Annotated in this window: 14 protein-coding genes and 1 tRNA gene; 6 read left to right on the plus strand and 9 right to left on the minus strand. The window is 63.3% G+C overall.

Translation table 11 applies throughout. The annotated features are described in order from the left end of the window. Positions 1 to 33: 33 nt before the first annotated feature. Together moaA and OSH12_RS02905 are read left to right on the plus strand one after the other, a co-directional pair. Complete coding sequence (moaA, locus tag OSH12_RS02900; protein WP_266341991.1) at positions 34 to 1,062, plus strand: GTP 3',8-cyclase MoaA; 1,029 nt, start codon at positions 34 to 36, stop codon at positions 1,060 to 1,062. Positions 1,063 to 1,277: 215 nt separating this feature from the next. Continuing rightward, positions 1,278 to 2,195 carry a DMT family transporter gene (locus OSH12_RS02905; RefSeq protein ID WP_266341992.1) on the plus strand — a complete coding sequence of 306 codons (918 nt, stop codon included), beginning with the start codon at positions 1,278 to 1,280 and terminating at the stop codon, positions 2,193 to 2,195. On the opposite strand, the gene OSH12_RS02910 is transcribed toward OSH12_RS02905, so the two are convergent. The 5 genes from OSH12_RS02910 to OSH12_RS02930 all read right to left on the minus strand — a co-directional run bounded on the left by OSH12_RS02910 (position 2,176) and on the right by OSH12_RS02930 (position 8,576). Further along, entirely contained in the window at positions 2,176 to 2,829 is a 654-nt protein-coding gene (locus tag OSH12_RS02910; protein ID WP_266341993.1) for a nitroreductase family protein, read from the minus strand. The genes OSH12_RS02905 and OSH12_RS02910 overlap by 20 nt on opposite strands. Before the next feature lie 254 nt (positions 2,830 to 3,083). Continuing rightward, entirely contained in the window at positions 3,084 to 3,875 is a 792-nt protein-coding gene (locus OSH12_RS02915; RefSeq protein WP_266341994.1) for an ATP-binding cassette domain-containing protein, read from the minus strand. Positions 3,876 to 3,883: 8 nt separating this feature from the next. Continuing rightward, a complete protein-coding gene (locus tag OSH12_RS02920) occupies positions 3,884 to 6,175 on the minus strand; it encodes an ABC transporter permease (RefSeq protein ID WP_266341995.1) in 2,292 nt (763 codons plus the stop codon). 153 nt (positions 6,176 to 6,328) lie between these two features. After that, complete coding sequence (locus OSH12_RS02925; protein WP_266341996.1) at positions 6,329 to 7,411, minus strand: substrate-binding domain-containing protein; 1,083 nt, start codon at positions 7,409 to 7,411, stop codon at positions 6,329 to 6,331. 361 nt (positions 7,412 to 7,772) lie between these two features. Continuing rightward, positions 7,773 to 8,576: an NAD-dependent epimerase/dehydratase family protein gene (locus OSH12_RS02930; protein ID WP_266341997.1), complete on the minus strand. Its 804-nt coding sequence runs from the start codon at positions 8,574 to 8,576 to the stop codon at positions 7,773 to 7,775. 405 nt (positions 8,577 to 8,981) lie between these two features. On the opposite strand from OSH12_RS02930, the gene OSH12_RS02935 reads away from it, so the two are divergent. Beyond that, entirely contained in the window at positions 8,982 to 9,866 is an 885-nt protein-coding gene (locus OSH12_RS02935; RefSeq protein WP_266341998.1) for an SMP-30/gluconolactonase/LRE family protein, read from the plus strand. Between the two features lie 261 nt (positions 9,867 to 10,127). Here OSH12_RS02935 and OSH12_RS02940 read toward each other — a convergent pair whose 3' ends face one another. The 4 genes from OSH12_RS02940 to OSH12_RS02955 form a co-directional block, all read right to left on the minus strand. Then, positions 10,128 to 10,535, minus strand: a complete 408-nt coding sequence (locus OSH12_RS02940; protein WP_266341999.1) for an acyl-CoA thioesterase — start codon at positions 10,533 to 10,535, stop codon at positions 10,128 to 10,130. A 93-nt stretch (positions 10,536 to 10,628) separates the two neighbouring features. Continuing rightward, positions 10,629 to 12,038, minus strand: a complete 1,410-nt coding sequence (gene glnA / locus OSH12_RS02945; protein ID WP_266342000.1) for a type I glutamate--ammonia ligase — start codon at positions 12,036 to 12,038, stop codon at positions 10,629 to 10,631. A 113-nt stretch (positions 12,039 to 12,151) separates the two neighbouring features. After that, positions 12,152 to 12,490 carry a P-II family nitrogen regulator gene (locus OSH12_RS02950; RefSeq protein ID WP_201404153.1) on the minus strand — a complete coding sequence of 113 codons (339 nt, stop codon included), beginning with the start codon at positions 12,488 to 12,490 and terminating at the stop codon, positions 12,152 to 12,154. Positions 12,491 to 12,725: 235 nt separating this feature from the next. Then, positions 12,726 to 13,157: a TIGR01244 family sulfur transferase gene (locus OSH12_RS02955; RefSeq protein ID WP_266342001.1), complete on the minus strand. Its 432-nt coding sequence runs from the start codon at positions 13,155 to 13,157 to the stop codon at positions 12,726 to 12,728. 56 nt (positions 13,158 to 13,213) lie between these two features. On the opposite strand from OSH12_RS02955, the gene OSH12_RS02960 reads away from it, so the two are divergent. From OSH12_RS02960 to OSH12_RS02970, 3 genes are all read left to right on the plus strand, one after another. Further along, positions 13,214 to 13,339 carry a hypothetical protein gene (locus OSH12_RS02960; protein ID WP_266342002.1) on the plus strand — a complete coding sequence of 42 codons (126 nt, stop codon included), beginning with the start codon at positions 13,214 to 13,216 and terminating at the stop codon, positions 13,337 to 13,339. Next, positions 13,336 to 14,832, plus strand: a complete 1,497-nt coding sequence (locus tag OSH12_RS02965; RefSeq protein WP_266342003.1) for an NAD(P)H-hydrate dehydratase — start codon at positions 13,336 to 13,338, stop codon at positions 14,830 to 14,832. The genes OSH12_RS02960 and OSH12_RS02965 overlap by 4 nt, the downstream gene beginning before the upstream one ends. Positions 14,833 to 14,895: 63 nt before the next feature. After that, positions 14,896 to 14,980, plus strand: a tRNA-Leu gene (locus tag OSH12_RS02970). Positions 14,981 to 15,042 lie beyond the last annotated feature (62 nt).

Below are 15,042 nucleotides of genomic sequence, written 5' to 3' on the forward strand. Positions count from 1 at the left end.
CGTAAACGAAATTGGGCGGCTTGAGGGTTTTGCATGAACCAGTTCGTTCCGATCGTTGCCGATACGACGCCTATGATCGACCCGTTCGGTCGGTCGATCACGTATCTCCGCGTCTCTGTGACGGATCGGTGCGACTTCCGCTGCGTCTATTGCATGGCCGAAGACATGACCTTCTTGCCGAAGCGGGACGTGTTGTCGCTCGAGGAACTGGATCGGCTCTGCAGCGCATTCATCGCCAAGGGCGTTCGCCGGCTTCGCCTGACTGGTGGCGAGCCGTTGGTCCGCCGCAATATCATGTCCCTGGTGCGCTCGCTCGGCCGCCATATCGAGAGCGGCCATCTCGACGAACTGACGTTGACGACCAATGGTTCGCAGCTTTCCCGCTTTGCTTCCGAGCTGGCAGATGCCGGCGTGCGCCGCATCAACGTCTCGATCGATACGCTCGATCCGGCCCGCTTCCGTGCGATCACGCGCTGGGGCGATCTCGACAGGGTCATGGCCGGGCTCGACGCCGCCCAGGCTGCTGGCCTTAAGGTCAAGATCAATGCGGTCGCGCTCAAGGACGTCAACGAGCACGAGATAGACAACCTGATGCGGTTTGCTCACGGCCGCGGCATGGACCTGACCTTGATCGAGACCATGCCTCTCGGCGAGATCGAGGTGGATCGCACCGACCAGTATCTCCCGCTGTCCACCGTTCGCGCCCGGCTCGAGCAGAACTGGACGCTGAATGAGATCCCCTACAAGACGGGTGGGCCGGCGCGCTATGTCGAGGTCGCGGAGACGGGAGGGCGCCTCGGGTTCATCACGCCGCTGACGCACAATTTCTGCGAGACGTGCAACCGTGTCCGCGTCACCTGTACGGGCACGCTGTTCATGTGCCTCGGCCAAGAAGACGCCACGGATTTGCGCGCGCCGCTACGTGCCTCGGAGAATGATGCTCTGCTATCGGCGGCGATCGACGAAGCGATCGGCCGCAAGCCGAAGGGGCATGATTTCATCATTGATCGCGACCATCGCCGTCCAGCTGTCGGCCGGCATATGAGCATGACTGGCGGCTAGCTTCCCCGACGAAGCGAGGCGCTATGCTGCGCTGCAACCGAAGCGTTGCTGTCGATTGGGCGCGTTTTTCTTTCTTTGCATGTATTGATCGCGCCGAAGCGCCCCGCTCCGGTTGCTTCGTGCCCGTTTATTAGTCAATCTTGGTGCGCTGGGGCCTACCCGCCCTGACCCGGATCATCTGCGGCGCCGCGCTGCCGCGTATTGCCTGAAGTCCCATGCCCGCCCTGGCCGACAATTCACGCGGCATCATCATGATGGTGCTTTCGAACCTCGCTTTCATGATCAATGACACGTGGATCAAGCTGGCAAGCGATGGTCTTCCCACCGGTCAGATTCTCTTCATCCGAGGCATCTTCGCGTTCGCGTTGATCCTCGTGTTGGTATTCGCCACCGGTACGCACCGGCAATGGCGGGCTGCCTGCGATAAGCTTTTGGCCTGGCGCACAGTAGGCGAGATCGGCGCGACGGTTCTCTATCTCTACGCGCTGTTCAACATGCCGATCGCCAACGTCTCCGCCATCGGGCAGATCGTGCCGTTGATGACGACGGCAGCCGCAGCGGTATTTCTAGCCGAGCCGGTTGGCTGGCGCCGCTGGACAGCAATTGCCGTCGGCTTTTTTGGCGTCATGTTGATCATGCGGCCGAGCGTCTCGGGCTTTGACATCTATTCACTGGCGGCGCTGGCCTCGATGGGCTTCATCACGTTGCGCGATCTCGTGACGCGCGAGTTCAAGCCAGGCATGCCGACTCTGCTGGTCATCGCTGTCACGGCGGCCGCCGTCATGACGACCGGCGCGGCGATGTCGGTCACGGAAGTCTGGCCGGAGCCCGAAATCTGGCAATGGATGCTCCTCGCGGCCGCCGCCGTTCTGCTTGTCGGCGGCTACGGTGCGTCGATCCTGGCCATGCGTTATGGCGCGATGGCCGTCGTCGCACCGTTTCGCTATTCCGGCATCCTGTTCGCTGTCGTGCTCGGCTACATGGTTTGGGGCGACGTGCCGGACGCGCTGACATTGGTCGGCACGCTGATCGTCGTGGCGACCGGCGTCTATACGTTCAAGCGCGAAATGCGGCTGGCACAGAAGCCAGCAAACGCGTCGGAGCCGGTCGCGATCAACCCGTCCAGCGTGTGACGACCGCCTCAAGGTCCGGGCGGACGCGATCGGCGGGCCGTTCTGTCTGGCGTCCAAGATGGATGAACCCGGCGACGCGCTCACCCGTCTGAACGCCAAGGATGGCGGCGGCTTCAGGGTCTCGTCCCGGCCATTTCAGCAGCCATTGCGTGGCATAGCCATGAGCAGAGGCTGCAAGGATGAGATTCATGCCGACGGCGCCTGAGCCGAGGATCTGGTCCCATTCCGGAATCTTCGAGTTCGGGTCCGGACGGCTGACGACCACGACCGTTACGGGCGCGCGCATCATGTAGAGCGTCCACATATCGCTCTTCGAGGCATCGAGTCCCGGATTGCGTGCGGCATAGAGCGCGTCGAAGCGCTCGCCGGAGGACCTGCGAGCTTCAGCCTCAACGACAATGAAGCGCCAGGGTGCCAGGCGGCCATGATCGGGCGATCGCGCCGCAATCGAGAGGATGCGGTTGAGGTGCTCGGCCGGTATCGGCATCGGGTCGAACGCGCGCATGGGGACCGAGCGGCGCGTCTCGAGCTTGGCCAGCATGTTCGGCGATGCTTGCAGTTCGAACGCGTCGTCGTAGATGGGGACGGCAGACGTTGCCGGAGTGCCGTGATGGGCAGGGCCCTGATGATTCATGGGGGCAGGCTTTCGTCTTCGGGGCGGTGACGTTGGAGAAATGCGCCCAGGAACGACGATTTGCAAGGGACGGGGGAGGGTGGAAAGCTGTCCTTTCAGCACAAGCGGGAGACGAATTTATCTCCCTGTTGCGCGCTTTCGACAGCATGCGAACAGAAATCGCCCATGTCCTTGGTCAAAACATGGGCGATCAGCCGGATCATCTCTTTGAGCGGAGTGGGGCCGCCCTGCGCCTCATGCTCCCGGGCGCTCCATCAGGCCGCGCGGCCCGCCAGCGCCTGATCCGCGGTCAACGCCGTCTCCGGCGTCCCGGAAACGATCAGCTCCAGCACTTCCTGTTCGGTTGTGTGCTGGATGTAGCGGTCACCGACATTCTGGCCGCGCTTCATCACCATGATGCGGTCGCCGACCTCGAAGATGTCGGTCAGGCGGTGCGAGATGATGATCTGCGCCACGCCCTGGCGCTTCAACTCCGCCATGGTTTCGAGCAGTCTCTCGGTCGCCATTACGGAAAGGTTGGCGGTCGGTTCATCCAGCACGACGACGCGCGGATTGAACGAGATGGCACGGGCGATGGCGACGGATTGCTGACGGCCACCGGAAAGGCTCTCGACCTTCTGGAACACCGAATTGACGTCTACTTTCAGGCGCTTGAGCACCTGGTCTGCCTCGGCATACATGCGCGGCCGGTCCACGAAGAGACCCTTCTTCGGCCAGCGGCCGAGGAAGATGTTCTGGGCGATGTCCATGTTCCCGCATAGCGCGAAGTCCTGGTAGATCATCTCGATCCCCTCTTCGCGGCTTTCATGCGGGTTCTTGAAGTGCGTCGGCTTGCCCGAAACCAGCACATCGCCGGAATCGCGCTGATAGGCTCCCGTCATTACCTTCATCAGCGTTGACTTGCCGGCGGAGTTATCGCCGACGAGCCCCAGGATTTCCCCCTCGCCAAGTGTGAGGTTGATGTCCTTGAGGGCCTGGACGGGGCCGAATGCCTTGGAGATGTGACGCATCTCGATGATCGGCTTGGCAGCTTTGTTGTCTGACATGGGCGTTCTCAGATGTGAGCTGTTTCGGGGGCGGCCCCGGATTTTCGGGAAAAGCGGCGACGGATCGAACCGGCCAGGTCGCCCTGGCGGAACCAGATGTCGCCGACGACGGCAACGACAAGGATCAGGCCGATGAAGACGTTGACCCAATGCTGCGGCATCACGAAGGACTGGCCGTTGCCGAGGATCAATTGCAGCGACAACAGCGCCCGGATCAGCGCGATCACCGCGGCGCCGGCCAGTGCGCCGAGTACCGTGCCATAACCGCCGAAGATCGAGCCGCCGCCGATGATGACCGCGGCGATGGCGTCGAGTTCGCGAAGCTGGCCCGCCGAGGGATTGAACGAGCGCAGGAAGGCGACATAGACGACGCCGGCGCAGGCGGCGCAAAGAGCTGAGAACACAAGGCTTATCGCCCGAACCCGGGCGGTGTTGATGCCGGCGTAATCAGCGGCGCGGCGGTTGCCGCCGGTCGCGTAGACCATCTGTCCGAACGGTGTCTTGGCCAGCACGATGCCGGCAAGGATCGCGACGACGACCATGAAGATCGTCTGCACGCTGAGCGCTGCGGCGATGTCGTAGAACAGCGTTCCCTTGCCCGGTGCCACGCCAAAATAGGCGAGGGCGTCGATCAGCTTGCGGCCGAGCAGGTTGTACGCCTCCGGAAACGAGGATAGCTGTCGCCCCGCCGTCAGCCAGGCGCCGATGCCGCGCGCCATGTAGAACATGCCGAGTGTCGCGACGAAGGCCGGCAAACCGAAGCTAACTGTTAGCAATGCGTTAACCCCGCCGGCCGCAGCACCCGCGATCAGGGCGATGAAAACGGCCTGCCAGGGATCGAAGCCCATCTGCTTCATCAGGAAGGCGCAGGTGGCGGCTGAAAGCGCCAGCACCGAGCCGACCGAGAGGTCGATATCGCCATTGGCGATGACATAGGTCATGCCGATGGAGAGCAGGCCGACCTCGGTGAATGACAGCATCAGGTTGAAGGTGTTGTCGAGCGAGCCCCAGAAATCGGGCCGCAGATAGAGACCCGCGCACCAGAGCACGACGGCGAGAAGGATCGCCGCGGCATCGCGCCGGGCGAGGAAATGGCCGATCGGGCCGCGCGCCCGCATCGAGCGGTCGGAGGCGGAGGATCCCTTGGTCTGCGCACCCTCGATGGCGACACCGCCGATCTCGATGATCGGAGGAAGCGGACGTCCTCGAACGCGGGCCCAGAGGCGTGGAAAAACGTTGCGGCGGATGATCCAGGGCTCGATCAGCACCGAGATCAGCAGGATCAGACCCAGGAAGGCCGGTACCGCACCGGGCGGCAGCTGCGCCATGCCCTGCACCTGCATCTCGACCTGGCCAACCTTGACCGTCCGGGTCATGGGGATGCCTTCGCGCAGCACCTTGTCGATCAGCGTGACGAGGATGGCGCCAAGCGCGCCACCGAGCAACCGACCGCGACCGCCGAGGATTGAGGCGCCGCCGACGATGACGGCGGCGATGACGATCAGTTCGGCGCCCTGGCCATATTGCGAGGTGATGCCCTTGTCCTGCGCGACCGCCATAAGGCCGGCCAGGGTCGCGGCGAGCGAAGAGAGCACATAGGCGCGCATGCGGACGCGGCGGGTCGGGATGCCGGCATAGATCGCGGCCATCTCGTTGCCGCCGGTCGCGTAGGTCTCGTAGCCCCAGCGCGTCTTGGCCAGCACATACATGCCGACAAGCGTCACCAGGGCGAAGATCAGGATCTGGTTGTTGAAGCCAAAGGCGTTGGTCTCGCCGATCTGGAAGAACCAGGGCGCTATCAACGCCTTCTCGCTGTAGGAGACGGTCTTGCCGCCCGTTAGCCCCAGCACGAAGCCGCGACCGATGAACAGCATGGTCAGCGTCATGATGAAGGACGGCACGCGCAGAACCGTGACGAAGAAGCCGTTCAACAAGCCGACCGCCAGGCCGACCAGAATTGCGGCGACAAGCGACGGCACGATGCCAAGGTCGTAGTAGGACGTGGAAAAGGCGAGCGAGAAAACCGTCGCCACAAGACCGAAGGTCGAGCCTACGGAAAGGTCGAGATCCTTGTTGATGATCACGAAGGTCATCCCGGCGGCCATCACGCCGTAGCGGGCCGTGTCGCGCAGGATCGCCGAGATCGCGTCGGTCTGGCCGAAGAATTTCGGGTTGATGAAGACGCCCGCGATATAGAGCAGCACCATGAAGACCAGCAGGCCGACTTCCCAGCCTCCGATCAATTCAAGCGGCAGTCGTCTGCGGGGCGGGGCAAGGGTCGTCGAGGTCATGCTCTGCATCTTTGCGTCGAAGCGGGCCTTCAGGCTCAGCGAACCCCGGGGCTCCAAGGCGCGAAACGTATCTCCGTCCCGGTTGGCGTGAGGCCAGCCAGGACGGAGAGAGCGTCGCGTCATCCGCCAGCACGTCGCGAGGAAAGGCTGGCGGAATGCGGCTTAGTTTTCGAAGCGCTTGCCGACCAGGTCGACCGTGTCCTTCGTCACGAGCTGCGCGCTCGTGTCGAGATTGGCGGCGGAAACGCCGCGGTCGATCTGGAGATAGAGCTGGGCGACGGGCCAGAAGCCCTGCAGGAACGGCTGCTGGCCGAGCGAGCCGGTGAGCGCGCCGGTGCGGATCTGTTCCTGCTGCTTCGGACCGAGGTCGAAGCCGAAGGCGCAGACCTTGCCGTTGAGCTTCAGCTGGGCGACAGCGTCGCCGAGTGCAGGCGTCACGAAGCCATTGGCCGCGAAGGCGCCGACGACATCGCCGCGCGACTCGATCAGCGAGACGACGGAGTTGGTGATGTCGTCCTTGTTGACGTCGATGCCGATATTCTCCGGACCGGCGTCGATCTTGAAGTCGGCGAGGCGGCCGGCATCATTCAGGACCTTGACCGCGGCCTCGAACGCAGCGGTAACGCGGCGGTTCACTTCCTCGTTGCCGAGCGTCGTCGTCGACGGGAAAATGATCGAGCCGCCCTTGGCGCCCGAGTCGATGATGCACTTGGCGAGCGCTTCGCCGCCGATGCCGGCTGCCGACGAGAGCTGGCCGGTGTGGCTGATCTGCGAGCGGTTGGCGATCTTCGGATCGAACGAGTTGGTCGTCGCGACCGGGATGCCGTTGGCGAAGGCCTTCTTGACGATGTCGTCATAGGCGCCCGACTGCGGCGTCGTCATGATGAGGCCGTCGATCGTCGGATCGTTGATGACCTGGTTCAGGATTTCGATTTCGCGCGGAATGTCATCGACGGGGGCTTCGGAACCGAGCTTGATCAGGTTGATTCCAAAGGCGTCGGCCGCGACCTGCGCGCCCACATAGGTCGGATCAAAGAAGCCGTTGCCGGCGGTGTGCGTGACAATGGCAAAGGTCAGCTTGCCGTCTTTGGAATGGAAGTCCTTGGTGGTCGGAGCTTCCTTGGCGGCGTCCTCGAACGAAAAACCACCGACAGCCTTGCCGAGGCTGCCGCCCTGGGCGTGTGCCAGCGTGGCGATCAGCGATACCGATGCGCCGAGCGCGAGCGTCTTCAGAATCTGCTTCATAACTATCCTCCCAAATAGCCATCTCGGGACGCCAAGCGTCGGCTCGAGATGGCGGCAGCATAGGCAAGGCGTTTTAGGCCCGCAACGGGCAGATGACGCAAGTTGCCTTGAATATGAGGTTCGCACCTCACGCTTTAACCGAGGCGACGGGATAGGTCGCTCGTGATGCTGCGCCGCAATATTGTTAACTAGCTAGAATATTGGGGTAATTTAAACTTGCTGCAATGCAGGATTGCCTTAGGGAAGGCGCGCGTCATTCCAAAAGATTGTTTGGATTCTCGTGCGTCGCGGGGCCGGGTTGCGACAGCAGGCGCTCCGGCGAGGCGAAGAGACGTGTCCGGCACGCATGTCGCGCATCCGATCAGGGCAGGGCGTCGGGATCGCCGGAAAACTCGCTACTGGAAAACGTGCCGCCCTGAGTCAATTCCGCAATCGGGTCGTCGGTTGTCTTCCCTATATGCGTTTCGATGAAGCGGTCGGCGCTGTCCGCCGGCCGATAGCCCAGTCGCTCGGCATTGCTGTTGTCCCAGAACGAGCGGGAATTGTCGGAGACGCCATAGACGATCTCGTACGTGTAGTCGGCCGTGAGGCCGACTTCCACCATCCGGCCAAGGTCGGCGAACGACATCCACGTCGACAATTGCCGCGCGTCCGCCGGTTCGGCAAAAGACGAGCCGATGCGGATACAGAGCGCCGAAACGCCGTGCTTGTAGGCATAGAGCGCCGCGAGATCCTCGCCGAACGCCTTGGAGAGGCCATAGCGGCCGTCCGGCGCAGCCATCGCGCGATGATCGATCGTCGTGCTGCGGCGATGCATGCCGATGGCATGGTTCGAACTTGCGAAGACGATGCGGCGGACGCCGGCCAGCCGGGCTCCCTCCCAGAGGTTGATCGCACCGGCGATGTTCGCGGCGAGGACCTTGTCCCAACCGGCCTCCGTGGCCTGGCCGCCGAAATGCAGGATTGCATCGACGTCGCGGCAAAGCTCGGCCACGGCACTCGCGTCGGCGAGATCGCAGCGCACGACCTCTTCGCCGGGACCGGCCGGAGCCATTTCGGCGAGATCCGAAAGCCGTAGCGTTGGAAAGCGGCCGGCGAGTCGCGTCCGCAACTCGCGGCCGAGATTGCCGGCGGCGCCGGTCAGCAGAACGCGTTGATAGGGCATGTTTCGCTCCGCTGAGGTGGCAGTCGCCGTTATCCTAGGGCCTGGGCGCTTGCCTGCTCAAGCCTTGCCATGCGCGACGCTGGCCGCCAGCACGGTGAGTCGTCGAGATTGCTCAGGAAGGGCGGCATGGTCCTGTCTCAAGCGGATGAAGTGTGCGCGCGAGAGGCGGGGATGACGGCATCTGTCTTCATCAGAAGGCTCCGACTGCAATCTGTAATTTTACCTTACCTATTTTGAGCCGATTCGGCGATTGAAATGCGCCATTTGGCCTAATTTTACGGCGTCGTTGAGAGTTGGTGTGACAAATTAAGCCGTCCCCCCAGGCTTGAAAAGGTCACTGGCCCGCGGTCGACGCGTGGCGGCGGACATGCCATGTTGCGCCAGCGCAATCATCTGGAGACATCCATGACCGATCTCGGCCTTCGCCCGCTCGTTCCGACCCTGCATCAGTTGGCCGAGAGCGCCGTCTTTGACGATCGCAATAACCGGTTGCTCTATTGCGACATCCCCGACAAGGCGATCCACGCCGTTGATCTCGCGACCGGTGACGCCAAGGTCTGGCGCTTCCCGACGGTCGTCGGGTCGTTCGGACTGACCGAAAGCGGTCGTTTCGTGGTCGCTCTGCGTGATAGCGTCGTGCTGTTCGATCCGGAAACGGGCGAGAGCGAGACGCTGGCCGAGATCGAGGCCGACCTTCCCGAGACACGCCTCAACGACGGCAAGGTCGGACCGGATGGTTGCTTCTGGGTAGGCACGATGGACGAACGGCCGGATCGCCAGCCGATCGGCGCGCTCTACCGCGTCGATGCGAGCGGCAAGGTCGAGCGCAAGATCGATGGGCTGATGGTTTCGAACGGCCTGGCCTTCAGCCCGGACGGCCGGACGATGTTCCATTCCGATTCGCGCGGCCCCTGGATCGATCGTTGGGCATTCGACCCCGCCACAGGCGAGATCAGCGATCGCAAGCGTATCGCCGTGCTCGACGATTCCATTGGAAGGCCGGATGGCGGCGCGACCGATGCCGAGGGCAACTATTGGAGCGCCGGCGTCTCGGGCGCCAAGCTGAACTGCTTCTCGCCGGAAGGCGAATTGCTGGCGAGCTATGACGTTCCCGCCGCCGCGCCGACCATGCCCGCCTTTGGCGGTCCCGACATGAAGACCCTGTTCCTGACCAGCCTGCGAGATGGCCGGACGGAAGAGCAGCTGCAGCGCTGGCCGTTGACGGGTTCGGTGTTCATCGGCACGTCGCCGGTGGCCGGCTCGCCGGTCTCGCGCTTCCGCGACGTCTGATTATCTCCAAGGGAGGGGCCTTTGCCTCTCCCTAACGAGGTCTTCGCCCAAAAAGCCGCAGCCACAATCCTGAGGTGCCCGGCGCAGCCGGGCCTCGAAGGAGGATTCGGGAGGCTCGCTGGCGTGGCTGCGCCCTAGCACGAGCGTCCCGCGCTAGTGCCTTGAATCTACTGGACCCTCCTTCGAGGCTTCGCTGCGCGAAGCACCTCAGGATGATGGTGGAGATTGGGCGATCCCTCCGGGTCTCTGCCTCTATGGCGCTTACTCTTCTTCGGGTGGCAGCGGCCGCGACTTGCGGGTCGCGTCGATCGCCACGAAGGTAAAGGTCGCTTCCGTCACCTTGGTGACGTCGTTGCTCTCGCGGTTGCGCCGCCAGGCCTCGACGAAGACCCGCATCGATGACCGTCCGGTCGAGAGGATGCGGCCGTAGATGGTGACTTCGTCGCCGACGAAGACCGGGCTCAGAAACGACATTCCATCCACCGACGCCGTCACGGTCCGGCCGCGCGCGCGCCGGGTTGCGATCGTGCTCGCGCCCAGATCCATCTGCGACATCAGCCAGCCGCCGAAAATGTCGCCGGCCGGATTGGTGTCGTGCGGCATCGCGATGGTGCGGATGACCGGAATGGTGGTCTGGTGGGGAAAATCCGGCGCGTTCTGGGCGGTCATGGCAATTCCTGAGGCTGGCGATCGGCTGGCGGGTCGGCGTGAAACGAAACGGGGCGCCCGAAGGCGCCCCGCTGATAGTGCATCCTGATTCGGCTAGACCGAATAGTACATGTCGAATTCGACCGGATGCGGGGTGTGCTCGAAGCGGATGACTTCTTCCATCTTGAGCTCGATGTAGGCTTCGATCATGCCCTTGGAGAAAACGCCGCCTTCCAGCAGGTAGGCATTGTCCTTCTCGAGCGAGACAAGCGCCTCACGCAGCGATGCGCAGACCGTCGGGATCTTCTTCAGTTCCTTCGGGGGCAGATCGTAGAGGTTCTTGTCCATCGCGGCGCCGGGATGGATCTTGTTCTTGATGCCGTCGAGGCCAGCCATGAGCATGGCAGCGAAGGCGAGGTAGGGGTTCGCGCCCGGATCCGGGAAGCGGACTTCGACGCGCTTCGCCTTCGGCGAGGTCGCGAACGGGATGCGGCAGGAAGCCGAACGGTTGCGGGCCGAATAGGCCAGCAGAACCGGTGCCTCATAGCCCGGGACCAGACGCTTGTAGGAGTTGGTCAGCGGGTTGGTGAAGGCGTTCAGCGACTTGGCATGCTTGATGATGCCGCCGATGTAGTACAGGCAGGTCTCGGACAGGTCGGCATATTCGTTGCCAGCGAAGACCGGCTTGCCTTCCTTCCAGATCGACTGGTGCACGTGCATGCCCGAGCCGTTGTCGCCGTAAACCGGCTTCGGCATGAAGGTTGCCGTCTTGCCATACGAGTTCGCGACGTTGTGGATCGCGTACTTGTAGATCTGCATGTGGTCGGCCATCGTCACGAGCGTGCCGAACTTGACGCCCAGCTCGTGCTGTGCCGAAGCCACTTCGTGGTGGTGCTTCTCGACAACGACGCCCATCGCCTGCATGGCAGCGAGCATGTCGCCGCGCATGTCCTGGAGGCTGTCGATCGGGGGCACGGGGAAGTAGCCGCCCTTGGTCTTGACGCGGTGGCCGAGGTTGCCGCTCTCGTAGTCGGTGTCGGAGTTGGTCGGCAGCTCGATGTCGTCGAGCTTGAAGCCCGTGTTGTACGGGGTGGCCGAGAACTTGACGTCGTCGAAGACGAAGAATTCAGCTTCCGGGCCGACGAAGATCGTGTCGCCGATCTTGGTCTGCTTCAGGTAGGCTTCGGCCTTCTTGGCGATGCCGCGCGGATCGCGGTCATAGGCTTCGCCGGTGGTCGGCTCGAGCACGTCGCAAACGATCGAGAGGGTCGACTGCGCGAAGAACGGGTCGATGGTGGCCGTCGACGGATCGGGCATCAGCAGCATGTCGGACTCGTTGATGGCCTTCCAGCCAGCGATCGAGGAGCCGTCGAACATCGTGCCTTCGGCGAAGATTTCTTCGTCGATCATGCCGATGTCGAACGTCACATGCTGCCACTTGCCGCGCGGATCCGTGAAGCGGAAGTCCACATACTTCACGTCCTGCTCCTTGATGAGCTTCAGGACATCATTCGCGGTCGTCATAACTCTCTTCCTTCTATCAGGTGAACTGTGCCCGGTCGTGGCGGAGGCAAACAGAAGCCGGCGAAGCCGGCAGGAGGGATGCCGGCAACGAGTTGCCGGCGAAACTGATGGGGCTAGATCGCGTCCAGGCCGCTTTCGCCGGTGCGAATGCGAACCGCTTCTTCGATGTTGGAGACGAAAATCTTACCGTCGCCAATGCGACCGGTTTGCGCGGCCTTGCGAATGGCGTCGACGGCGCGGTCGACGAGCTCGTCGCCCAGCACGATCTCGACCTTCACCTTCGGCAGAAAGTCGACCACATATTCCGCGCCGCGATACAGCTCGGTGTGCCCCTTCTGGCGGCCGAAGCCCTTGGCCTCGGTGACGGTGATGCCCTGCAGACCAACCTCTTGCAGCGCTTCCTTCACTTCATCGAGCTTGAACGGCTTGATGATGGCTTCGATCTTTTTCATTGCCTCCGCATCTCCGAATGCTTGCCTCTAATGCCTGCCCAACCTGGCCGAATGACCGGCCTGGCTATTCACTTGCAGGCTCCGTGCCAATTGCCGGGTTTCGCTGAAAACGCCGGAAAATTGGGCTCCCCGCGTCCCATCATAGCGCGTATTGCAGGAAATCCGCCTATCGTCTGTTCAATTTTTAGGCAATTGAACAACAAGTCGGCAAATCGGCCTGCCGCGCTCTGGCGGGTTATTGGCCGTTCCGTGCCAGCCATGCATCGGCGCCGCGCATGTCGATACCGTGCTCGGCGCCAAAAGCGGGCAGATCCTCACGCTTCAGGCGGCCATCCAGCACTTCTCCGATGGCAAACAGGGTGAGCGAACGCGTCCCGCTGCGACAATGTGCCAGCACCGGGCCATCCGTCGTCGCCAGCACTGCCTGCAGGGCGCGGACATCCTGTTCGCTGATGGACGGGCCGGTGACTGGAATATGAGCATAGATCAGTCCGACGTCGTCGGCGGCGGCTTCTTCCTCGGCGGATGCCGGCTGGCCGGCCTCTTCGCCCTCGGGGCGATTGTTGATCACGGCCTTGTAGCCAAGGCCCGCCAGCGTCGCAAAATCCTCTAGAGCGATCTGGCCTGCGACGGATAGCTTGTCATTGATCTTGATCAGCGCGGTCATGGGCGGGGTTCCCGTGTTGAGGTCGTGTCGGCGCCGACCTTATCGCAGTGCGGAAAATGGACAACCTCAAGCCGCCTCTGGAAGCGGCTTTGGCCACGGTTGAGATCCGCAAGATGCCGATTGCGACGGCTTTGACCGCGTTCCAGACTGCGGTGCGGCCAGACGGGGGCGTGAAACAATGACGAGTAAGGGGCAGGGCGGCATGATCGAGCTTTTGACGCCGGGCGAGATGGCGGAGGCCGACAAGCTGACGATCGCCGCTGGGACGCCGGGCATTACCTTGATGGAAGCTGCCGGGCTTGCGGTTGCCGATGTCGCGGCCCGATCCCCCTTGGGAACGAGAATCGCCATCGCATGCGGTCCCGGCAACAATGGCGGCGACGGGTTTGTCGCGGCGCGTATCCTGGCTGCGCGGGGGTATCGGGTGCAACTGGGTCTGCTTGGCGCTCTGGATCGGCTGAAGGGCGACGCGGCGCTGGCAGCGGCAGAATGGCGCGGCGAAACGCTTCCGCTCGCCGCGGTCGATTTTGCCGGTGCCGGACTGATCATCGACGCACTGTTCGGCGCCGGCCTCGATCGCGGGATCGAGGGCGAGGCGGCCGAAGCGATCGCGGCCATCAATGCGTCCAGGGCGCGGGTCGTTGCCGTCGATTTGCCGAGTGGCAATCAGGGTGAGAGCGGGCAGATCCTGGGCGTCGCGGTCCGCGCTGACGAGACGGTGACGTTCTTCCGGCCGAAGCCGGGACATTTTCTGATGCCGGGGAGGGCGCATGTCGGACGGCTGACGGTTGCCGAGATCGGGATCCGTGATTCCGTGCTGCAGGCGATTCGCCCCAAGGCCATTCTCAACCGCAAGGAATTCTGGCTGCCGGCGCTGCCGACGCCAAAGGTCGATGGCCACAAATATGACCGTGGCCATGCTGTCGTCGTTTCCGGCGGCATGACGCAGACCGGCGCGGCGCGGCTTGCGGCGCGGGCTGCCCTTCGCGTCGGGGCAGGGCTGGTGACGCTCGCTTCACCGCCAGATGCGCTGGCGGTCAACGCGGCGCATCTGACGTCGATCATGCTGAAGCGGATCGATGGCGCCGAGGGCCTCGCCACCCTGCTCTCCGATCGTCGGCTGAACGGCGTCGGCATCGGGCCGGGGCTCGGGCCGGTCGAAATTGCCCGGCCCCTGGTCGAGGCCGCGATCGCTGCTTCGGCGGCGATCGTTGTCGATGCCGATGGCTTGTCAGCCTTTCAGCAGGACCCGGATCGGCTGTTTGCCTTGATAAAGGGGCGTCCGGCGCCCGTCGTGCTGACACCGCATGATGGAGAATTCGCACGGCTGTTTCCCGATCTGGCGAAACTGCCCGGCAAGCTCGATCGTGCGCGGCAGGCGGCCTCGCGCTCCGGCGCCATCGTGCTTCTCAAGGGAGCGGATACGACGGTCGCCGAGCCGCAGGGCAGGGCGACCATTGCCGACAACGCGCCGCCCTTTCTGGCGACAGCGGGATCGGGCGATGTTCTGGCGGGAATGATCGTCGGATTGCTGGCGGAAGGCATGCCCGCCTTCGAAGCCGCGACCGCCGCCGTCTGGCTGCATGGCGACGCTGGAGCCGTTCTGGGGCGAGGATTGATTGCAGAAGACCTTCCGGAGGCGCTTCCCCGTGTGTTCGCGCGGCTTTTCGTTTGACCCTGCGACCGCGAGTGCTATAGAGGCCCCACCTTGGCCGGAGCCTAGCCGCGACCGGGTATTGCGGGCGTGGTGGAATTGGTAGACACAGCAGGTTTAGGTCCTGCCGCCTCACGGTTTGGGGGTTCGAGTCCCTCCGCCCGCACCATCGCCCGGAATAAGCCGTGAACGCAGCCGGGCGAACGCCAAAATACCGATCGGAACAAGACA

Origin of the sequence: Kaistia terrae, assembly GCF_026344005.1 — a bacterium.
In the GTDB taxonomy this organism is placed as follows: Bacteria; Pseudomonadota; Alphaproteobacteria; order Rhizobiales; family Kaistiaceae; genus Kaistia; species Kaistia terrae.